The organism is Nostoc sp. (assembly GCF_036919815.1).
GTDB lineage: Bacteria > Cyanobacteriota > Cyanobacteriia > Cyanobacteriales > Nostocaceae > Nostoc.
Genome location: NZ_JBALCE010000097.1, coordinates 40443 through 62502, shown reverse-complemented (window position 1 = coordinate 62502; position 22060 = coordinate 40443). Strand labels below are relative to the sequence as shown.

Annotated in this window: 21 protein-coding genes and 1 pseudogene; 7 read left to right on the top strand and 15 right to left on the bottom strand. The window is 42.8% G+C overall.

Annotated elements, in window-relative coordinates; all coding sequences use genetic code 11:
• The first annotated feature begins 549 nt into the window (after positions 1–549).
• Positions 550–951 carry a hypothetical protein gene (locus tag V7K15_RS23235; RefSeq protein ID WP_334909208.1) on the top strand — a complete coding sequence of 134 codons (402 nt, stop codon included), beginning with the start codon at positions 550–552 and terminating at the stop codon, positions 949–951.
• A gap of 325 nt (positions 952–1276) precedes the next feature.
• Here V7K15_RS23235 and V7K15_RS23230 read toward each other — a convergent pair whose 3' ends face one another.
• From V7K15_RS23230 to V7K15_RS23210, 5 genes are all read right to left on the bottom strand, one after another.
• Positions 1277–1453, bottom strand: a complete 177-nt coding sequence (locus tag V7K15_RS23230) for a hypothetical protein (protein WP_334909206.1) — start codon at positions 1451–1453, stop codon at positions 1277–1279.
• Positions 1454–1485: 32 nt separating this feature from the next.
• A complete protein-coding gene (locus V7K15_RS23225) occupies positions 1486–2148 on the bottom strand; it encodes a hypothetical protein (protein WP_334909204.1) in 663 nt (220 codons plus the stop codon).
• Between the two features lie 126 nt (positions 2149–2274).
• The gene (locus tag V7K15_RS23220) at positions 2275–2715 is read right to left on the bottom strand and encodes a hypothetical protein (protein WP_334909202.1); all 441 of its coding nucleotides are present in this window, start codon (positions 2713–2715) and stop codon (positions 2275–2277) included.
• A gap of 48 nt (positions 2716–2763) precedes the next feature.
• Positions 2764–3369 carry an NACHT domain-containing protein gene (locus tag V7K15_RS23215; RefSeq protein ID WP_334909200.1) on the bottom strand — a complete coding sequence of 202 codons (606 nt, stop codon included), beginning with the start codon at positions 3367–3369 and terminating at the stop codon, positions 2764–2766.
• Between the two features lie 12 nt (positions 3370–3381).
• Entirely contained in the window at positions 3382–4152 is a 771-nt protein-coding gene (locus tag V7K15_RS23210; protein WP_334909198.1) for a helix-turn-helix domain-containing protein, read from the bottom strand.
• 136 nt (positions 4153–4288) lie between these two features.
• On the opposite strand from V7K15_RS23210, the gene V7K15_RS23205 reads away from it, so the two are divergent.
• Entirely contained in the window at positions 4289–4666 is a 378-nt protein-coding gene (locus tag V7K15_RS23205; protein ID WP_334909196.1) for a hypothetical protein, read from the top strand.
• 57 nt (positions 4667–4723) lie between these two features.
• Here the strand turns inward: V7K15_RS23205 and V7K15_RS23200 are convergent, their stop codons facing one another.
• From V7K15_RS23200 to ssuD, 6 genes and pseudogenes are all read right to left on the bottom strand, one after another.
• Positions 4724–6079, bottom strand: coding sequence for a (Fe-S)-binding protein (locus V7K15_RS23200; RefSeq protein WP_334909194.1), 1356 nt, complete (start codon positions 6077–6079; stop codon positions 4724–4726).
• 49 nt (positions 6080–6128) lie between these two features.
• Positions 6129–7505, bottom strand: coding sequence for an FAD-binding oxidoreductase (locus V7K15_RS23195; RefSeq protein WP_334909192.1), 1377 nt, complete (start codon positions 7503–7505; stop codon positions 6129–6131).
• A gap of 421 nt (positions 7506–7926) precedes the next feature.
• A pseudogene (locus tag V7K15_RS30080) lies at positions 7927–8113 on the bottom strand (DUF7219 family protein); the annotation flags it as partial.
• Positions 8114–8325: 212 nt separating this feature from the next.
• Entirely contained in the window at positions 8326–8892 is a 567-nt protein-coding gene (ssuE, locus tag V7K15_RS23190; protein ID WP_334909190.1) for an NADPH-dependent FMN reductase, read from the bottom strand.
• Complete coding sequence (locus V7K15_RS23185; RefSeq protein ID WP_334909187.1) at positions 8889–9527, bottom strand: beta-class carbonic anhydrase; 639 nt, start codon at positions 9525–9527, stop codon at positions 8889–8891. Before V7K15_RS23185 ends, ssuE begins: the two co-directional genes overlap by 4 nt.
• 27 nt (positions 9528–9554) lie before the next feature.
• Complete coding sequence (ssuD, locus tag V7K15_RS23180; protein ID WP_334909184.1) at positions 9555–10715, bottom strand: FMNH2-dependent alkanesulfonate monooxygenase; 1161 nt, start codon at positions 10713–10715, stop codon at positions 9555–9557.
• A gap of 834 nt (positions 10716–11549) precedes the next feature.
• Here ssuD and msrB point away from each other — a divergent pair.
• The gene (gene msrB / locus V7K15_RS23175; protein WP_334909182.1) at positions 11550–12044 is read left to right on the top strand and encodes a peptide-methionine (R)-S-oxide reductase MsrB; all 495 of its coding nucleotides are present in this window, start codon (positions 11550–11552) and stop codon (positions 12042–12044) included.
• An 814-nt stretch (positions 12045–12858) separates the two neighbouring features.
• Here msrB and mreD read toward each other — a convergent pair.
• The 3 genes from mreD to V7K15_RS23160 form a co-directional block, all read right to left on the bottom strand.
• The gene (gene mreD / locus V7K15_RS23170) at positions 12859–13497 is read right to left on the bottom strand and encodes a rod shape-determining protein MreD (RefSeq protein ID WP_334909180.1); all 639 of its coding nucleotides are present in this window, start codon (positions 13495–13497) and stop codon (positions 12859–12861) included.
• A gap of 14 nt (positions 13498–13511) precedes the next feature.
• A complete protein-coding gene (gene mreC / locus V7K15_RS23165; protein ID WP_334909178.1) occupies positions 13512–14318 on the bottom strand; it encodes a rod shape-determining protein MreC in 807 nt (268 codons plus the stop codon).
• A gap of 91 nt (positions 14319–14409) precedes the next feature.
• On the bottom strand, positions 14410–15417 hold the full coding sequence (locus V7K15_RS23160; protein WP_292793711.1) for a rod shape-determining protein: 1008 nt from the start codon (positions 15415–15417) through the stop codon (positions 14410–14412).
• Positions 15418–15789: 372 nt separating this feature from the next.
• On the opposite strand from V7K15_RS23160, the gene V7K15_RS23155 reads away from it, so the two are divergent.
• Positions 15790–16152 (top strand): single-stranded DNA-binding protein, encoded by a 363-nt coding sequence (locus V7K15_RS23155; protein WP_292793708.1) that lies wholly within the window; start codon positions 15790–15792, stop codon positions 16150–16152.
• A 73-nt stretch (positions 16153–16225) separates the two neighbouring features.
• On the opposite strand, the gene V7K15_RS23150 is transcribed toward V7K15_RS23155, so the two are convergent.
• On the bottom strand, positions 16226–16966 hold the full coding sequence (locus V7K15_RS23150; RefSeq protein WP_334909216.1) for an SIMPL domain-containing protein: 741 nt from the start codon (positions 16964–16966) through the stop codon (positions 16226–16228).
• 227 nt (positions 16967–17193) lie between these two features.
• On the opposite strand from V7K15_RS23150, the gene V7K15_RS23145 reads away from it, so the two are divergent.
• The 3 genes from V7K15_RS23145 (at position 17194) to V7K15_RS23135 (ending at position 21852) form a co-directional block, all read left to right on the top strand.
• Positions 17194–17607, top strand: coding sequence for an EVE domain-containing protein (locus V7K15_RS23145; protein ID WP_334909176.1), 414 nt, complete (start codon positions 17194–17196; stop codon positions 17605–17607).
• Positions 17608–17693: 86 nt separating this feature from the next.
• Complete coding sequence (locus V7K15_RS23140) at positions 17694–19172, top strand: cation:proton antiporter (protein ID WP_334909174.1); 1479 nt, start codon at positions 17694–17696, stop codon at positions 19170–19172.
• Between the two features lie 787 nt (positions 19173–19959).
• Complete coding sequence (locus V7K15_RS23135) at positions 19960–21852, top strand: N-acetylmuramoyl-L-alanine amidase (protein WP_334909172.1); 1893 nt, start codon at positions 19960–19962, stop codon at positions 21850–21852.
• The last annotated feature ends 208 nt before the right edge of the window (positions 21853–22060 follow it).

Below are 22060 nucleotides of genomic sequence, written 5' to 3'. Positions count from 1 at the left end.
GATAGTTTAGGGGTAGCCCTACGCAAAAATAGCTCGATGCCAGGGATCATAATTTAACTCAAGCCTCCTCATCATAATTTGAGGAGGCTTTTGTTTTTGCAGGAGCGTACTAAGCTGTCGCGTCTTTAATTTTCCAGAGTGTTCTCGTTGCAACAATGGTTCCAGACATAAAAAGTGCAAGATATGCGCGACAGCTTACTAAAACAAGAGAAGAACGTGTTTTAACGTGAGTTCAACAGAGCTAAAAAATAGTAGGAGGCAGTGCAGGCAAGTCTTTTGGGTGAAAATGTCAATAGATGGTTTTTTAGGCGAACAGAGGTAATAAAACCTGAGAACTACAAGAGCCTCTAGTTGATGGCTGTTAATTTTCTCTCTAGGTCAAATAAAAAGCCGTGGATATACCCCACCTTCCGCACCCAGAACTGTCACACGCAAAGAAACAGATACTATTTAGTACATAAGAACTAGCTGTGTAGACTCAATTGGATTAGTGGAAATATTACCGGGGTTAAAACTCAAACAAGCAAAAAGATATTGGAATTTAGCAATATGCTGCAACTGTTGCGGAGCAATTCTAGCAGTGATAAGAACCTAGCAATGAATAATCAACCTCAACTGGTGCGATCGCTAATAACCAACACTCCTTACGGTAAACTGAAACCCACGCATGTTAGTGCAATACTTGCTGAAATATTCAAGCCCAAGCCAGATACTGCTGCTCCAGTTAATCAGTTTATTGCAGCTCGCACAGCAGCTGAACAAGGCTTGCGGCAAAAGATTCAAGAGCAAGAAAGCCAGATTGCAACTTTGCAACAACAACTAGCAGACTTAAGACCCTTTGCCAGCATCGGTGCAACAAAATTCAGTAGTAGTTGGCAGTCTTCCAGCTACGTGACCAGCACAAGCGAATATACATCTTTGCAACAGCAAGCTGACGCACAAGAAAAATAGATTGCAGCTTTACAAGAGCAAATTGCTGATGCCCGACGGTCTGCCACAATTGGAGAAGCCCGGTTGAATAAGTAGCGCAGTCGCGTTTTTAATGGCTAATTTCTCTACTGTTTAGTTTTGTAGCACCGCTTTAATTAACAGTATTTCATGGTTGTGGTGGGTTACGGTTAGCGCCTAACCCACCCGACAAAAGCCTTTTTGCAACAAACGCTTTAGCAAAAGTTAAAAACTTAGCGATCGCATGAGATAATTAGGGAAAGTGCGTAGACGCAAAGTTTCACTAGAGCAACGCTGATTTGAATTGCTCTATCTACCTGTTGCACACTTATTCTTCCAAGTCAAAGCATTCTTCCACTAACCCCAAATCGCGTTCCGCCTGTTGGATGGCTCCCTGTTTTAACTGTTCTCTAAAATTGACTAAAGCTTTTTGAGCAATCAATATAATATTGCACAGCTTCGTTGATGAATCGACTGCGATCGCCTTTTTGAATGACTTGATCAATTAGTTCAATTGTCTCATCTGGCAAAGTGATGTTAATCTGATGATGCATGATTTATTACTTTATCTTGCACATTAATTTGATTGTCGTAAAATTCAGATAAATCAATTATGGAATTTTCTTTTAAAATATTTATTAGGGAAGCCTGATAACTATGTAATTCATCCTCAAGATTTTTCAGAAATTGAGTGATAGTATTAATCGCCAGTTTATTGCCTGGATCTATTTTACCTAAGCTGTAAGCAAATAGCCAACGAAAGAAGTTATCCTCTTGATCCTGAATTTCTTTATCCAGGAATGCTACAGCTGCTTCGTTTCTAGGATCAAACTTTGCCAAACTATCAGCCACGGCTAGCATCATTTCTCCAGCCTCAATAGTTTGAATAATTTCTACCAAAAAGTTAATTATACTTTCATTACTTGGGTCAATTTGCCATAATTTATCAAGTTTTTGTCTATGCATCCAACAATCAATCCAACAATCTGCATAATTTTGAATCTCATTGACCAAAAAAGCGATCGCTGTTTGATCGCCAGGGTTAATTTGCCCCAAAAGCCAAGCCACCTCATCCTTATTGCTGGTTTCGCCTTGTAGCAAATCAACTAAGAATCTGATTGCTGTTTCTTGCTCAGTTTCTTTCAGTACTTCCTGAGCTATTTCTATAGGAGGAGCAGACTTTCGCCAATCGCTTTTCATCCATTTGAGGAGATTTTTAGCTGTGTGCCTTCCAGGGAGAAAGCCACGATATTGTTTTTTTATCTGCTCTGGAATTTCTTCTTCGCTAATGATTTACAACGTATAATATCTGTTACTCATATTTATTTACCTGTACGTACTACTAAAACTCCAATCAACAATCATTCCGACAATCTCTTCACGCAAACTACAGTCTTTAAATTCAGCCATTCCGGCAGCAGCTAGAAGATAGGCCTGAAGTTTATAGAAATACCAGCAGCCATCATCAAATTCAATTAAAGCCTTGATAAACTCTTCTTTTTTCTCCTTCGCTACATCCTCTCGTCCCAACCACAGTAAAATAACTTCCTTCCACTGTGGCTCAAAAATACGGTAAATACCTGCATTAGGATTATCTGGAACGTGCGTGAGAAAAAAGCGCCAATCATCAATCGCACAAGCAGCAAAATATTCCTCAAATGTAGGATGGTAAAAAGCATAAACAGGTTCTTCTGGATCTTCCTCTGCAACACCTACCTGATTCAGCCAACCCAGTTGCATTGCTAGCTGAAACAGAGGTGTATCCAATTCACCCAATACCGCCAAAACAAAGCGACGGGTGAGGCGAAATCGAGACTAAGATTGAGAAATTGCAACCTTCGCCAATCTTCCCAAAGCTTGATTCAATTGCTTTCGAGTTGTAGAATCAGAGGGAAAGTGTTCTTGTTTCCACTCGTAGAAAGCTTCCACAAATCTTTGGTATAGTGCAGCCTTAGTTTTTGGTAATTTACCTTGTCTCAGTTGCCAGGAATAAGACATCAGTGACAACCGCAAAGGATTTTTGACCAAATCTTTAATTCTTTCTTTTCCAGGTTGATCTAAGGCTGCGCGTAATGCCTTACCTAAGTGCGGATTACTAGTTACAAACCAGTTGATGAGAAATTGGTTAACTTGATCCGAATCGGGTTTATTGCGATCGCCATAGCTAAATTCTAAAGTACGATAGGTATCAAATCTTTCTAAAGCATTTTTACCAGCATCCCAAACGTTTAGCCGACACGTTAGTACAACCCGCGTATTTGATATCCAACCTGTGGTAAGTTGAGATGCGATCGCAGTCAGAGGATTGCCAGTTTCCACCGACATCTCATCAACACCATCCAACAGTAGCCACACTCGCTCCCTGTTGAACAGTTCCACAAAAGAATCTTCCATTTCTGGTGTGACTCGCGCTGTTTTCAAAGCGTGTTTTAGTCATACCTGTAGCAAATAGTCTTCTAGGGTTCTCGCCTGCAAATCTGCTAATGACACCCAAATAGCTACATCTTGATCAATGTTGTCAAACAGCCAATCTGCTATCTGCTGCAAAAGCGTAGTTTTTCCGGCTCCCGGTTCTCCGATGATGGCGATGCGTTTACCCTTACTTTTGGGACTTACCCCTAATCTGAGAACTTGCTCGAAAAACTCATCATGCTGTAACGTCCGGGTAACTTCATACTCTGTTGGCTGGTTTGAGGATTCCTCACTGCTAAGTTGGCGTTGTTGTTTTCGCTCTATCAATCCCAAAGGCACATAAATATCTCCTCGCTTAAACGTTGTTCCACCACCAGCCATCAACAGATTAATCGTTAATCCTTGTTTTTCAAGCATCCCTTGGCAAACTTGCCGATGAATTAGAATTTTCTGCCCTAATTCAGAATTGGTGGTACTTTGGTTCCACTCATCAGGATTGATAACATCTAGCGGATCTAAATCTAAGGCTCTAGTAATCCAGATAATAGAATTTTGATCAACTGGCTCTGGTTTCAGAAACCTTTTGACTGTGCTGAGACTCACACCTGATCTATCTGCAAGGTCTTCTTGAGACCAACCCCTTTTGTCCTTCTTTTCACCGAACTTTTCTAGTTTAGCCATTCTTTGTACAACTTTCTCTAGCCCTTCTGGGGTTGCTCGTAACCTACGAGATTTAGGCGCTGAAATCATTGGTAATAAATATCTAATCTCAGTGATTAATAACAACAGCATAGTCAATTTATTGTCGATTGAGTAGTGTAGTTCAGATCAGTTCAGAACGAAGTGAACTATTCTGCTCTTGGAAAGCATTTGTAACCTCGATATTCTTGAAACATAGACCATTTGAAAAATATCGATAGACAAAAAAATGAAAAGAACTATATTCAATGCAGCTTTAGTCTTAAGTTTTGTCGGAACTGTTTTATCAGCAATAATAAAGCCTAATACTTCAGCTGCTGTCGTCCCTTTAATCTCCGCTCAAGATACTGGAGTTAATAACACTCTTGTAGAACCCCGTCGAATTCGCCTGCCAAAAGTTGCCACACAACGCAGCACTAAAAGTAACCCAAACTGCCCTTGTCCCTACGATATAGCCTTTAAGGGCAGCATCTGTGGAGGAAGATCAGCTTATGTCAGACTAGGTGAAGATGAACCACCCTGCTATGAAGGTGAGACAGCAGCAAGACAGCTTTGGTGGAATAGTTTTAATAATCAGTTTGTTGATCGTAATCGCAAAGGGCAATAACTTTACTACATAATTGCCAAGGGTACGTTAGAAAAAAGTCTAACGCACCCTAATTTATTACAATTCCAACTTTTCACCCCGAATCGAATAATCTAATAACTCCATCGGGTGAATAACTGAAATCTTCTTACCTTGCAACTGCAAATGCTTCGTAATTTGCAAAGTACACCCCGGATTAGCAGAAGCAATTAACTCAGCACCAGTATTCAACAAATTCTGCACTTTTTGCTGACCCAATTCCTCAGAAACTTCAGGTTGCAGCATATTATAAACCCCAGCGCTGCCACAACACAAAGCTGCATCTATTGGTTCTCTCAACTTCACCCCTGGAATTTGCCGCAACACCTGACGCGGTTGGACGCTAATCTTTTGTCCATGCAATAAATGACAAGCATCTTGATAAACTAAATTCAAGGGTTTATCAGTTAGCGGCGAAAGTTTTGCTGTTAATCCAACAGTTGCCAAAAATTCTTGAGCATCTTTAACCTTAGCCGCAAAATCCTTTGCCTTTTCCCGGTATTCTGGGTCACTTTCTAAAATGTGACCGTATTCTTTTAAAGTATGACCACACCCAGCAGCATTGATAATTACAAAATCAACATCTGTCTTGGCAAAACTATCAATCATCTGCCTTGCTAAAGCTTTCGCCTGTTCTGTTTGTCCTTGGTGTTCGGGAAGCGCGGCACAACAACCTTGAGATTTCGGAATCACAACTTCACAACCATTCGCTGTTAAAACCCGCACTGTTGCTTCATTCACTGGGGAGAAAAACAGCCGTTGCACGCAACCCAAAATCACGCCAACGCGATAACGCTTCTCACCTTGGGCGCGAATAATAGTAGGTAAATTATCTTGAAAAGATTTGAGAGTAATTTCTGGCAGAATAGATTCCATTGCTGCCAAACGGGGCGATATTTTATTGAGTAAACCCGTAGCGCGAAAGAATTTTGCAAACCCCAACTTTTGATAAACCAATAACGGAACTAGTAAAATCCGTAAAAGGTTGGGATAAGGAAACAAAGAAAATATCAGTTGACGAAAAAATTGATCTGGTAAACTGCGGGGATAATTGCGTTCAATTTGGTGACGAGTTGCAGAAATCAATTTGTCATACTGCACACCAGAAGGACAAGTACTCACACAAGCAAGACAGCCCAAACAAGAATCAAAATGTTCTACCGTTGCGGTATTTAGGGCAATCTCACCCTCATTAATCGCATCCATTAAATAGATACGTCCTCTAGGAGAATCCATCTCCTTCCCAAGTACCCGATAACTCGGACAAGTCGAAAGACAAAACCCACAATGTACACAACTATCAATCAACTTCGGGTCAGGCGGATGACTCTCATCAAACCCCTTCAAATTCTTTAAACTAGCCGTATTATTAACAGAATTTTCTGAAACTTGCATAATTAATTCTTTTCCCCTCTTCCTTAGTGTCCTTGGCGGTTCGTTAAAATTAAATTCCACCCACAAACCGACCAGGACTTAAAATATTCTTACTATCAAACTGTTCTTTAATACCGCGCATCAACGGCAAAGCATTCCCCGTGTAGCCCCAGACATCTATTTCTTCTTTAACCGCCATTGGTGCTTTCAGAATTGTTAAAAAACCTCTATGACCTTGAGTGCGTAGGCGCAGCCCGCCGGAGGCATCGCCTCCGGCGGAGCGTAGCTCATCGCGCACTTTCAAAACCTGATTTTTATCCTCTAATTGTAACAAACCTAAACCACTACTTATATGAATTAAACCTAACTCCACCTGAGTCAAAATCTCCACGGCAGCAGTAGGTAACACTCCTATTTTGCAGGTAATTACAGATTCTGTGGCACTAGTATGTATTCGTTTTTGCAATCTCTGCCATAAACTGGCTTCATTACCATCTGCAAAAATTGCCCCATCTAAACCCAACTTTTGCCCTACTTCCAAAACTCGGTTGGACTGTTCCTTAACACTCTCGCTAATACTTTGAAAGCGAGCAATTAATCCCAGTCCTTGACCCAAACCTAAGCTAGACACCAGTTTAGTTGATAGCAAATCAGCCTGTACTGGTGTTAACGCCGAACCTCGAAGGATATTAGCCGCTTGGGATATAGCCTCAGGACTGCCCGTTAGTACTACTGTTTCCGATGCCTCTGGTAGCGGATACAGACGAAAAGTTAGTTGACTAATAACTCCTAATGTGCCGTAAGACCCAGTAAACAACTTCATCAAGTCATATCCGGCAACATTTTTAACTACTCTTCCCCCAGCTTTGGCGACTTGTCCATCAGCACGCACAAAGGTAATACCTAGTAACTGGTCGCGCACACTACCATAACGTTGTCGCAGGGAACCTGTATCACCTGTGGCGACAATACCGCCAATAGTTGCGGACTCTGGTGCTGTGGGGTCAATGGCAAGAAATTGCCGTGACTTTGCTAAAAGTGCTTGGAGATCAGAGAATTTCATCCCAGCTTCTACCGTGACTGTGAAATCCCCAACAGCGTGTTCAATCAGTTGGTTAATCTGTTCTGTACTAACTACGACATCAACGCCCTTAACTAAACCGCCCCAGCTGAGTTTACTGCCACTACCACAGGGGAGGACGCGCCAGTTGTTTGTGTAAGCTGTGGCGATGACAGCAGCTAGCTGTTTTTGACTGCCGGGATAGACAATACAACTGGGAGAATTTCCAGAAGCGTAGACGCCTTGCGGCTTCTCGTTAGAGATCGCCTGTTGGATACGTTTTTGCTGGTCAAGTTCGATATTTTCCCAAAGGCAAACAGCATTTTCTTCGCCGACAATAGATGCAAAATAATCAGCGCACACGCCTTGCGGCTTGTCGTTAGACATCGCTTTGATTCAGTTTATTTTTTACGCCCTACATCTAATTTACTGGCTAACCTGACCAAAAAAGCGGATTATTACCGTCAGTAATCACAAAACAGCGCGATTGTAGGGGATTGAGCTGCTAGTTCCTTAGGAATAAGAATTAAATAACATAAAATTTATGTCCCTGGCTTACCTCACCCTCAATCCCTCTCCGATATATTGGAGAGGGAAGTTAGAGACAGAATGAAGTTTTGCATTTTATTTAATCCACGTTCCTTAGCGATCGCGATCGCTTCGCCATCACTAGTAATCACATCTGCTTTTTGCTCACAAGAAATTACTGATGTTATATAATACTTATATTTTTATCTTTTCACTCCCCACTCCCTATTCCCCTTCTCAGTCGTAGTCTAAATACCTGAAAATTGCTGTAAAAAATAATTCATTCAATTTCTAATAGCTTTTTGGCGTGTTTCAACTGTTTACAGAGAATGTGAATTTATTTGTACAGCCTCTTCTGGAGAAAGTTTACCGCCAGTTTGTAGGTTACAGATGTAGTTCACACCTTGAGAAAACTCTTGGAGATTATCGTTAAATACGAAATACTCTGGGTTAAACTGCCCATAATATTTTAGTCAGGGTTTAAATAAGAGTCTGAAACTCTCTTCTCTACGAGATGCTGCACTTTCGGCAAGGTGGCACAGTGAGCCTGTTGAACTGCTCTGTTACCACGCGAACAATTTTGAATTGTTAAGTTGTTCTGATTAACTTTTAAAGAAAGGTAGCAGATGAGTGAAAATCACTCATCTGCTACAACAAACGGAGGTATAAACTTGATTATTTAATTGGCATGAACCAATTCTTGAGGCGCTGCGGCGTCATATTCTACAGCTTTAACAAATTCTTTGAGAACGTCTTTGAGTCTTTGCTCAATTTCCTCATCTAACAAGACGCTATTATCAGCTTGCCGTTGAATTTGTTTGTCTACTGCATAAATAGTAGCTAGGATATGCCGCGCTCCTAATTCCGATAATACAGGTTTCAGGGCATATTCAATTGCCAATAAGTGAGCGATCGTCCCACCCAGAGCAATTGGTAACACGGGTTTACCTGTCAATGATTTTTGTGGCAGCAAATCTAGAAATGTTTTCAGTACTCCTGTATAAGCAGCTTTGTAGATTGGGGTGGCAATAATCACACCATCTGCCTTTGCTAATAAAGCTTTTGGCTGTTCTAAAGCAGGGCTGTCATATCGTCCAAAAATTAAATCTTCAGCAGGCAAATCCCGAACTGAAATAATGTCTACATGCAAGCCTTCTTGTTGTAAAAGCTTGACAGTGTATTCGACAACACCATAGGTTCTAGATGGATGGGTTGGACTACCAGCGATCGCTAAAATATTTGTCATTCAATTAAACTCCCAATTTCTAAAATGGGTTCAGTATGTTTTGTGGTTTTGGTCTTCATAGCTGATGCTGTGTTAACCTTCTCACTCAGACGTTTGTAGGGACGGCGCAAGCTCATAGTCTCTACTTCCCAGATGTAGCCATGAATAACTACATCCTGGGGAATTAAAGCAGAATTACGCAACAATTCCACCTGCTGTATGCAGATTTCATCCACATCGGTAAACGTTTTGATCCATTTGGAAAAAACGCCTTTTGGTAGCTTCAACTCTGGCAAAGCCGGATCGACACTAACTTGATCCACGTCAATACCTTGATTTCGCAATACCTCACTGAGAAAGTCTCCTGATGCTGTCATCATGCCACATTCGGTATGATTAATAACGATGATTTCTTTTGTGCCAAAAAAGTGTGTAGTTAACATCGCTGACCGAATAGCATCATCTGTAACTAACCCCCCGGCATTACGGAAAATATGAGCATCTCCTTCACCAATTCCTAATGCTTTCTCCACAGGTAAACGTTCGTCCATGCAAGCTAGCACCCACAAGCGTTTATTGTTAGGTATCCCCACCTGACGACGCAATACCCACGCTTCTTTTTCTGAGATTTTTTGGTCAATTTGTTGGTGCAACATGGCTGGTAATCTACTAGTTCTTAATTACTAGGATATGGACGTTGCTCTTTGCTGATGCTGTTGCTTAGGGAAATCTTCATTTGCCACAATCTCGCCAAATGGACTTAAAACATGTTGTTTCTCCACTGCGGGTAGATTCTCTAAGGGCAAATGCGGAAATAGAAGTTCTGCAACTCGATAAGCTTCCTCTAGGTGGGGATAGCCAGAGAGGATAAAGGACTCAATACCCAAAGCAGCATATTCCGACATTCTGGCGGCAACGGTTTGGGCATCGCCTACTAAGGCAGTTCCCGCACCACCTCGCACCAAACCAACTCCCGCCCACAGGTTCGGGCTAATCTCTAATGCCTCACGATTACCGTGGTGTAATTGAGTCATCCGGCGTTGTCCTTCTGAATCCATTCGCGCATAAGCTTTTTGAGCTTTAGCGATCGCTTCGTCATCCACATACCGAATTAAATCATTCGCTGCATCCCAAGCTTCACTCTCGGTTTCTCGCACAATCACATGTAGCCGAATCCCAAACCGCAAAGTCCGGCCTTCTGATTCTGCAAGTCTGCGAACTGATGCAATCTTCTCGGCTACTTGCTGTGGCGGTTCGCCCCAAGTTAAATAGACATCTATATGCTTGGCAGCAATTTTTTGAGCGACGGGAGAAGAACCGCCAAACCACAAGGGCGGATATGGCTTCTGAACGGGTGGAAACAGCAGTTTACCATCCTGAATGTTGAGATAGTCGCCCTGAAAATTGGCTGGTTCACCACTAGCGATCGCTCGCCATACTGTCAAAAATTCATCTGTTAATTCATAGCGTTGATCGTGATCCAAATGCAAGCCATCTCCCGCTAACTCCACAGGATCGCCCCCTGTCACGACATTAATTAGCAAGCGTCCCCCAGAGAGGCGATCAAAGGTCGCCGCCATCCGCGCTGCCACTCCAGGTGATACCAAGCCGGGACGAATCGCCACTAAAAAACGCATCTGTCGCGTCAGTGATAGCAGCGTTGAGGCGACAATCCAAGCATCTTCGCAAGACCGACCCGTGGGCAACAATGCCCCTGTATAACCAAGGTCATCCACCGCTTGGGCAATCTGCCGCAGATAAGGAAAGCTTACTGCCCGTCCGCCTGTAGCAGTTGCGAGGTAACGTCCGTCGCCGTGGGTTGGGATGAACCATAGTAGCTGCATGAGTCCTGTCCTTTTAAACTACGATAAATCGATATAAATACCGTGTTTTATTTATAGTTCTGAAAGTAGCACATATTCTACTTAATTAAGCAAGAAGTTTTCAGAAAACTACGGTATTCCTATCAGACCAATGTATATTAAGCTGTGTTCAATAGGGTAGCGATCGGAAAAATTGGGTATTGGGCATGGTTCGGGGATAGTGTTTCGCAACCTGCACAGTAAGCAAACCGCTATTTTTCTTTCTCTGCGAAAAGCCCCCGGATAAATCCGGGGAGAATGCGTTATTCTCGGCAATCTATGCACAAGATCCAGGTGTAGTGTGCAAAATCAGATGAACAGTGCTGAGTTCCGAGTGCTGTTAGCGGATAGCTATGGTTTAGCCCGTGCTGAGTTATAGCAACGGACAGCAAGCTTAGGACAACGATAAATTCACAATGTATTCTGTTGAAGGCATCTACCGCCAACTTGTCCTAACGGCTTTGGCGACTGCTATAAAAGACCACCCGCTTTCTTGTGGGGTATCAACCTACCTCTTGAGTCAAGAAGATTCCGCCCACAAGGGGCGGGGCTTGTACCAAGTACATAAGTGCTGAGTAGTTTTTCTTACTTGACTCAACTCAGCACGGGCTAAACCATAGCTATCCGCTAACAGCACTCAGGACTGAGTGTTGTCAAGTTGATTTGATTTTTGTGCAGTATTTTGTTATTTCTTAGCTAATTTTAATGAGTTTATCAGGGGTAATTCAGGGCGATCGCTGATTATAGTCATGAAGTAGTGAATCCCGTACTGGAGTTGATTGGCCAGTTAACCGGAAAATAGAAAATAATAGATATATGGACAAACGGTATTTTTTACAGGCTAGTGCAGCAATAGTCGGCACAGCATTCTTATCAAAGTATATCAATTGGGAGTCAGAGGCGATGACAACTTCTCAGAGTGGATTTGAAATTACCAAACCAGAGTCAGAGTGGCGCACGATTTTAACGCCAGAACAGTTTAGTGTATTGCGTAAACATGGGACTGAACGCCCTCACACCAGCCCATTGGATAAGGAATACGACAATGGTACTTATTTTTGTGCTGCGTGTGAACAGCCACTGTTTACGGCTGATACCAAATTTAACAGTGGTACTGGCTGGCCTAGCTTTTTTAATCCAATTGAAGGTGCGATCGCTTTAACTGTAGATAAGTCGTTGTTTATGACCAGAACTGAAGTACATTGTAGTCGCTGTGGTGGTCATCTGGGTCATGTTTTTGATGATGGACCTGCACCCACTGGTAAGCGCTACTGCATGAACGGTGTTTCGCTGAAGTTTATTCCTGCTTGAGAAATTGCGTCACTGATAGCGTTCGCGTAGATATCGCGCACGCTGGCAAGCTAAAGTATCAAATGTAGACTTCAAACCTGGTCGTGATCTGGCTTTAGGTAAACTCCATATTCAGACTCAGAAAATGTTGAGCTAGATAGCACTTACGTAAAATTCTCTCAAAAACCTGACTTGTCGTAGCGGTAATTCATGAATTACCGCTACTTGGGAACTTTTTTGCCTAAGTCCTGCTAGAGTTAGCGCATCTAAAGCGACTAATTTCCCCACACAGTGCTGAGTCACCGAAGTTCGGTAGACTATCTGAACTTCGGTGACTCAACACTGTTGAAACAACTTTTGAGGCTTGACCAAGGGTGAATAAATTTTTGACAATAACTTCTCCTACTCAATCCTACTAGAGGAAGTATTGTTAATTTAGGTAAATGCAACTCTTGGTCTTCGCTAGAGCTATTTACCTAAATCGTCTTATTGTTTGGGTCTTTTTTATCCTTTTTGTCTTTGGGATCTTTTTTAGGTTTTTTAGCTTCTTTATTACTTTTTCTTTCCTTTGACATCAGCGTTCTCCAACTAGGTTAATCAGTTAAAACTTCCACATTCTGCCGTCAGGAAATCAGGAGATGACTTTCCTGATATTTTTTTAAGGCAAAAAAGAAAGTATCGGACATGAATACTACTAACTACCATCATACGGTGTTGTTTTATTCACTGTCGCTTGAATCCATATTGCCAGAGGTTGCACAAATTCCATAAAGATTTAGCTTACAAGCTACAGAGTGATAATTTTCTTTCCTGTTACCTGTAATCTATCCCCTTCTTAACTCCTAACTCCCTTTACTAATTCCTCTAACACTTTCATCCTCTGCCACCAACGATTTAGAGGATAATAGACCACAGGTGCCCACAGACTACTAAGAATGGCAGAAGCTAGGGCGACACGCTGGTAATATGTCCAAATATCTGTTATTTTGCGATCATCACTGATCAAAGTTAATTGCAACCCAAAGATAGTTTCTGCCAAAACTGCCATACCAAAGACAATCACAGCAATCGAAATAAAATCTTCTTCGATAAAACGCTGTTTTTTGAGCAGACCAGTTAAAATTCCCACTATAGCTAAACTGAGGGCATGAGTAGGGTTAGGTGATGTCATTGAATCTTGAAGTAACCCCAGAACTATACCTGCAAATGCTCCAGAAAACACTGGGCGCTTCACACTCCAAGCTACCACCCAAATTAACAGCCAGTTAGGGCCAATTCCCAATAATTCCATACCTGGCAAGCGGGTTGGCAATAATAGTAAACATAACAGTACAGATCCAACCGTCACTATCCAACCCAACAGCTGACGTATACCGGGATGCCAACGAGAAAGCGGCAGGATTTGGAATTTCGATTTTAGCTCTGAGGATTTTGGCTTTTTCTGCCTGCTGTTACCAAATGCAGGAATCTTCATATTTCTATAAATTTTCAAGGAAGAATTTTCTTAGACTTTTGTGGCACTTGATTTTCCGATTCTTGGTTTTCTGGCTTTGGATAAACAGCTACCCAATCGAGAGAGCGGATTGGCGGAAAAAGCTCAATTTTCGCCACTGATGCGGGAAGTTTCTTTAAATCCAGCGATTTGATTCGTCCTACTGCCAAGCCAGATGGAAATTTCTGACTATAAGTAGATGTGGAAACTAAATCTCCTACCTTGACATTTGGGACTTTTTCATAAAACTCCAGCACAGCTTCAGCCGAAGAATCTCCTCGCAAAACGCCTTTAGCTGCCGTGCGGCTAACTGATACACCCACTTGACTATTGAGGTCACTGATTAACAATACGCGGCTAGTATTGGGAGTTACACTCTCCACCAGACCCACCAATCCGCCATCTGCCTTGACTACGAAGCCTTCACCAATCCCCAGATTCGCACCGCGATTCAGGGTAACTTGTTGCCACCACTGGTCAGCACTACGTCCTATCACCCGTGCTGGAATTGGCCGTGATGCCAGTGGCTCTTTTTCCACATAGCCCAATAAATCTTGTAGCTTTGCCTTTTGACTTTCCAAATCTACTATCCTGGTTTGCAATTCCAATATCCGGGCATCTCTGAGACGTTCTTCTGGAGTTGGCCCTGACTGCAACATCTCTAACGGACGGGTAATTGCCTGGTATGTTTCAAACACCAGCTCACCTTGAGTCTGTCGCAATATCCAACCGCTACCAACTACTAGAGCTAACAATGCGATTTGTAACCCTTTACGATCCCACCAATGCCGTATTGTAACCATACATACCTTCACATACTTATAAAAATTAAGTTCTACTTGGATTCTATTTATATAGAACCCAAATAGAACTCAAATATGATATTTTTTTTTGCTACATATTGCGAGAGCTTTCGGTGACAACTCGTTCCAACTGTTTAAAGTTTTCTAACACACGGCCTGTTCCCAACACAACACAGCACAAGGGATCGGCAGCAATGTGGGTAATAATCCCTGTTTCATGACTAATCAGGGTATCTATACCTTTGAGCAAAGCACCGCCACCAGCTAACATAATACCTCTGTCAATAATGTCTGCTGCCAGTTCTGGAGGTGTGCGTTCCAGTGTTCGCTTCACAGCTTCTATAATTACTGATAGTGGTTCCAACATACTTTCACGGATTTCTGGGGCTTTGATTGTGACAGTTCGCGGTAGACCAGAAAGCAGGTGTAAGCCTCGGACTTCCATCATCGCTTCATTATCATCATGAGTAGGATAGGCAGAACCAAGCCGAATCTTGATATCTTCGGCAGTGCGTTCACCAATCACTAAGTTATGAACTTTCTTGATATACTGAATGATCGCTTCAGTTAGTTCATCTCCAGCAATGCGTACTGATTCGCTGATTACTGTACCCTGAAGACTTAGCACCGCAACTTCTGTTGTGCCACCACCAATATCGATGATCATGTTGCCAGTCGGTTCGGCAACCGGTAGTCCGGCACCAATTGCCGCAGCTATCGGTTCATCGATTAAATACACTTTTCTTGCTCCTGCTTGATGAGCTGCATCCATCACAGCTCGCCTTTCTACTCCTGTGACACCACTGGGAATACCAATGACAATCCGGGGTAAGATTAGGGATCTGCCTTCATTTACACGCTGAATAAAGCTTTTCAGCATCAGCTCGGCTATATCGAAATCAGCGATTACACCATCCCGCAAAGGGCGGAGGGCAATCACATTTCCCGGTGTACGACCGAGCATTTTTTTGGCTTCTTCTCCGACTGCTAGTGCTACCTTTTCGTTGACATCGATCGCAACTACAGAAGGTTCTTGTAGTACAATACCTTTACCAGATACATAAACCAGAGTGTTAGCGGTACCGAGGTCGATACCCATATCCCATGATGTGCGAAAGTTCCTAAAAAGACCCACGCGTGTCTAAGCCCCCTATGTGCGATACTTTTTGACTACAACGGTAAGAGTTAATCGTGCCAGCTTTGATGAAGTTTGTATCCTGAGTTGAGTAAACTAGACTATATTTTTAGATGATTCCCAGGAATATTTACTATGTCTGAATCCTGTATTTTTTGATGTTCTCTGGTTAACTAAGTATATCCATATACTTTTATGTGTTTCTCCAAGTAGTATGTATAATTTTTCAATTCAATTATATTGTTAACTGTTTAACACATTATTTTCAAGTGTTTCACAATTCGCTATGATGAAAGTCAGAATTAATCAGTACACTTGTACTTAAAGGTAAAGCAGATGAGTATCAATATTGTCACCCTTGTTGGTCGTGTAGGCAGCGACCCTGATATAAAATATTTTGAATCTGGTAGTGTTAAGTGTAGATTGACACTAGCTGTAAAAAGGCGATCGCGCAACAGTGATGAACCTGACTGGTTCACGCTGGAATTATGGGATAAGACGGCTGAGGTAGCAGGTAATTATGTCCGTAAGGGAAGCTTAATTGGCATCAAAGGTTCCTTGAAGTTTGACACATGGAGCGATCGCCAAACAGGAGCAAACCGTTCTACACCGATTATTAGAGTAGACCAACTAGATTTATTAGGCTCTAAGCGAGATGGGGAGGGCGGAACAGCAGATACGTCTTCAGAACATTTCTAATTGGGCATTGGGCATTGGGCATTGATTATTAGTCCTTTACCCTCACAAATGACAAAGGACTAATGACAAATGACTAATAACTAATTTGCAACGTCACCGATGCTTCTACTTGCTGTTCACCGCCAATTACAGGCGTGGAAGTATCAGCTGACTTGGCAGCCTCAGCCCGTAAAAACATGGGTGGTCGAGGTGGACTGGCATTATTAACTTGAATGCTGACTATTTCTTTAGATTTAAAACCCAAGGCACTAAAAACAGCATCAGCTTGCTGCTGGGCGTCTTGGGTAGCTTCTTTTAATGCTTGTTTTTGCGCTAAGGCGATCGCTTGATCATTCGCAACAAAACTAATGCCGTTAATTTGTGTTGCACCAGCTTTCACTGCATCATCCAATAATGTACCAGCTTGCTCGGTAGGAATGCGAAAACTTACGGTGTTATTGGCAGCATAGCCTGTAATCCGTTGCACATTATTAGTGTAGCTGTAAACTGGGTTGAGACTGATACCAGTAGTTTGTAATTTTTCAACATTTTGGCTCTTAAGAAACGCAACCACAGCAGATGACCTCCGAGCGGCTTCTTGCTGTACCTCCTGGGCTGTTTTCCCTTGAATCTCCACTCCTAAACTGACTTGCGCCAGGGTTGCAGGAGTTGTTTCCACTCCGCGACCACTGACAGTAAGGGTTCGTAACAATTTATCCTTTTCTTGTGCCAACGCAGGTAGTAGAAAAGCTGCACATAAAAGCATTGCAAAAGGCAGTATTTTCCACAAGTTCCCATTTGGAAACTGAAAACCGGGTAAAGCGGCTCTAGTCATCAGATTTTCACTCCTCAAAGTATCCACAGATGTTTTGAACAACCGGATGTAACAATCTTTTGGTGGTCGTTGAGAGTCAACGGCTACCACAAGTTTTTCACAATTTAAGTGCGATCGCACTTATCCGATTTCTATGTTCTTACTTTGACACTGCGATCGTCAAAAGCTGAAATGGTTACATTTTTGGATACTAAAAAAATTACACTAGCTTTTTTGGAGATTTTGTCGTGGCGTATTGGCTGCTGAAAACTGAACCGGAAAATTATTCCTACTTCGATTTGGAACGGGACGGCAGTACAGTTTGGGATGGAGTCAACAATTCCCTAGCGCTGAAACATCTACGTACTATGTTCCTTGGTGACTTGGCGTTAATTTATCACACAGGCAAAGAACGGCAAATCATCGGTTTAGCAGAGATAGTTAGTCAACCCTATATCGATCCAGCACTCAATGACAGCAAACGAGCAGTTGTAGATGTCCGGGCATTACGAAAAGTAAACCAACCCGTCACCCTAGCTCAAATTAAACAGGACAATAAATTCACAGATTTTGACTTGCTGCGACTTCCAAGACTGTCTGTAGTCCCGGTTTGGGAAGTCTACTGGCAACGCTTGTTTGAGTTGACAAATAACACAAATTAAGCTTTTAAAGCTGCCAACTGCGTCTCGATAGATAGATGTTTATCAGAAACGCGTCAGAATCAAAGAGAAGGATTTTCACAGAACTCATGCATTTGTTAGATCCAATCAGCTTCTCTTTTCCTCTGCTGGCCAGCGCAACACAAACCGCAGACAGTTCAATGGTAGTCGCAGCAGTGCTACTAAGCTTAGTAGTCATTTATCTTGCCAGCAAAGTTGGTGGAGAGTTATCAAACCAAGTGGGTTTTCCGCCTGTCTTAGGAGAACTTGTAGGTGGTGTGGTAGTTGGCATCTCTGCTTTCCACCTTTTAGTTTTTCCAGAAGGCAGCACAGACAGTTCTAGTTCTTTAATCATGTCCTTCCTTCAAATCACTGCTGGTTTAACCCCTGAAGCCACTCCAGGGGTGTTTGCAGCGCAGTCTGAGGTCGTTTCGGTTTTGGCAGAATTGGGTGTGATCATCCTGCTCTTTGAAATCGGCTTGGAGTCGAACTTAAAAGACTTAATCGCAGTTGGTATCCAAGCCACCGTCGTCGCAGTCGTGGGGGTAATAGTACCCTTTGCTGCTGGTACTGTAGGACTGATGACTTTGTTTGGTATCGATGCTATACCCGCAATTTTTGCCGGGGCGGCTTTGACTGCCACTAGTATTGGTATTACTTCCAAAGTGCTGTCAGAATTGGGGCGACTCAATTCTAAAGAAGGGCAGATTATTTTGGGTGCTGCCGTAATTGACGACGTTTTGGGAATTATCGTTTTAGCGGTAGTTGCGAGTTTAGCTAAAGATGGCGTCGTGGATGTAAACAAAGTCATTTATTTGATCATCAGCGCCACTGGTTTTATTTTGGGAGCAATCCTACTAGGCAATCTTTTCAATAAGTCCTTTGTAGCGATCGCTGATAAACTCAAGACTCGCGGTGAATTGGTAATCCCAGCATTCATTTTCGCTTTTGCTATGGCATACCTTGCCGCCGTTATCCACTTAGAAGCAATTCTGGGAGCTTTTGCAGCGGGTTTAGTCTTAGAAGAGACAGATAAGCGCAAAGAACTACAAAAGCAAGTCTGTCCCATTGCTGATATGTTAGTGCCAATTTTCTTTGTGGCTGTTGGGGCAAAAACCGATTTGGGAGTGTTAAACCCAGCAATTCCCGACAATCGTGAAGGTCTAATTATGGCAACTTTCCTGATCACAGTAGCCATTCTCGGTAAAGTAATCACAGGTTTAAGCGTGTTTGGTAAACCGGAAATCAACCGTTTAGCGATCGGTGTGGGGATGATTCCCAGAGGCGAAGTTGGGTTGGTGTTTGCTAGCGTCGGCGCTGCTAGTGGCACTCTCTCGAAACCATTAGGGGCGGCAATTATCGTGATGGTTATCTTGACAACTTTTTTAGCTCCTCCTTTGTTACGATTGGTATTTCCAGATCCAAAAACTGTGGATGCAGGCTCAGAGCAACTAATTTTAGACGGTTCCTCTGGGACTTCGTTAGTAATTGAACCACCTCAGTCGAGGGTGCCAGCATCAAATGACAGTGGGAACCTAGAAACAACAAAAGAATCTGGGGATATTTAATCAAAGTCTTGGGTAAATTCTTGCTGAGTCCTGAGCGAAAATCACTCAGAACTCAGGACTCTGAATTGATTACTGTGACAGTGCTTTGAAGATTTTGCTATTGTCCAGTGGAAACTTCTCTCCCCAAATCTCCGTCCCGTGTGATTGTAGAATAATCGTTTGTTTATAATTTCTACCAGCATTCAGAATGTTAGTTATTTCCGTCTCAGGTGTCAGTCCTCGGCTTGTGGAACTTTATCTAAATACAGGACTTACGCATTGAAAACCTGAAACCTCGATCCCCCTTAAAAAGGGGGGATCTTAAAGAGCCAACTTTTTAAGGGGGTTGGGGGATCTCTTGTGCGTAAGTCCCATAAATATTTTCCAGCTAATTAGGAGTAACACCCATAGATTTTGCTAGATCATCTGACAGTAATGGGAATAATTTACTCAGTGCATCAATCGCAACAAAGAACAAACACTTATCAGTGAACAGCTATCAGTTATCAGTTTTCTAGCTTGATTGAAAGTCAGAGTCCCCCACCTCTACAGGTGGAAGGTCTCACATGGGGATTTAGACTCAATATGAAACCTGATAACTGATTTAAGTTTGTCTTACAGCAGTTTTCAGCTATTTAGAGTACTACTGAGACGGGGAGTTGGGAGTGGGGAGTAAGGAGTGCTGTAATACACAGCTTAAAAATCAGAAAAGGCATCAGAGATCAAGTTTAGGTGGTGACAGTGTGATGATTTACCAATAAGTTGATATATTAACGGCTCCCATGAACGTGAATTAGGAGAAAGGACTGTGAAATTACACTGGTTACTACCCAGCACTATTGGAACTATCTTCATGCTATCGTCGCCAGCAATGGCCGCGAGACTTGAATCTTGGCGCTTTGATGCCAATCAAAACAGGCTGGAAATTAATACTGTAGGAGCAGTTCAACCCCAGGCACAACTAATTTTCAACCCGACTCGGCTGGTAATTGATTTGCCAGGAACTACATTTGGGCGTCCTCAGCTAACCCAGCAGGTGGGCGGTGGAATTCGTTCGATCCGTGTTGGGCAGTTTGATACAGACACAACACGCATAGTTGTTGAACTGACTCCTGGTTATACTCTTGACCCCAAACGAGTCCAATTTGTTGGTACAACTGGCGATCGCTGGACTGTGCAATTACCTAGACTAGAAGTCGATAAAGTTGCCTCATATCCCAGAAGTGCTTACAGTGTTATTACCCCAAACTCTGAGCCTCAACTTGGGATTTCAAGGGTTGCCACTACTACACCAGGGGCGATTCAACTTGAGAACTTACAAGTAACAGGCGATGGGTTGTTCATTCGTACCAGTGGTGGTAATCCTCGGATTCAGGTAATTCGCAGCCGCGATCGCGCTAGCATCTTCATGGATATCTCTGATGCATCTTTATCACCACGTCTGGCGAAACAGAATAATATACCCGTTAACAAATATGGTCTTAGCCGCGTCGAATTGACCCAACTAAAAACCCAACCTTCTGGTGTCCGTTTGACTTTGCGGGTAGATAAAAATAGCCCAGACTGGCAAGTAACTAATAGTAACGGTAGTGGTTTGGTAATTCTACCTAGTCGTGTTGTCAGATTGCCGGAAAGTAGTAATTCAAACAACCTACTGGACAATCAATCACAACCCGTTTTCCTTCCCAGCAGACCATCTGCCAACAACTCGCCAGCTACAATTGAGTCTGTGCAACTGGCTGATAATGGCACACAACTGCTAATTAGAGGCGATCAAACTTTATCTGCCACCGGAACCTGGGATAGATCATCTGGTCTGTTCCGCGTCACAATTCCCAATGCCAAATTAGCTAAGAGAGTCACAGGCCCTACCTTTGCTGCCAATAGCCCAATTCTCCGGGTACGTCTGCAACCCCAAGAACCCAACACTGTCATTGTCTTAGTTCAACCAGCAGCCGGAGTCCAAATTGGGCAACCCAAGCAAATCGGCGACCAACTTTTGTCTCTACCAATACAAGGCTCTCGGCGAGTTGTCTCCCTCCCCGGAAGACCCCCCTTTGCTTTACCTGGGCTACCACCGCCCAACCGGGGGCCATTCCCAGACCTAAACAATCCCAGTCCCCAGCCCCTATTACAACCACAGCGCCGAGTTACCAATGGGCGAGTCGTAGTGATTATTGACCCCGGACATGGTGGTAAAGACTCAGGAGCGCTTGGGATTGGAGGGGCACGCGAAAAGGATGTTATCTTGCCTATTGGTAAGAAACTTGGTCAGATTTTGCAACAAAATGGGATACAAGTAATTCTGACGCGGGATTCTGATTATTTTGTTACCCTTCCGGGACGAGTGCTATTAGCAGAGCGAGCTAACGCTGATGTGTTTGTTAGCATCCACGCTAATTCAGCAGGTGCGAGTCGTCCAGATGTTAATGGCTTGGAAGTCTATTATTACGACAGTGGTCTTGATCTAGCTCGCATTGTCCGCAGTAGCATTCTCCAAAGTATTGGTACTCTCAAAGACAGGGGAGTGCGGCGAGCCAGATTTTATGTTCTGAGAAAAAGTTCTATGCCCTCCATTCTAGTGGAAACTGGTTATATGACTGGTCGAGAGGATATGGCTAGGCTGAGAACTTCAGCTTACCAAAATCAAATGGCAGAAGCGATCGCTCGTGGCGTCCTTCAGTATCTAAAGAGAAGATAAGTAATTTAGTCGAAATTATTGAGTAAATACATCTAATCTTTACCATTTTTATCCAATTTTAGTAGTAAAACAATTTAAGTATTCTTCCTGCAAAGCAAGAATAGCTTCTTTGTTATTCTCATCTGATGCTTTACAAGTCAAATTTATATGGACTAATGAATAGCATGGCAAAATCAGAGGAGCGTGCTATATTCTACGCCATTAGCTG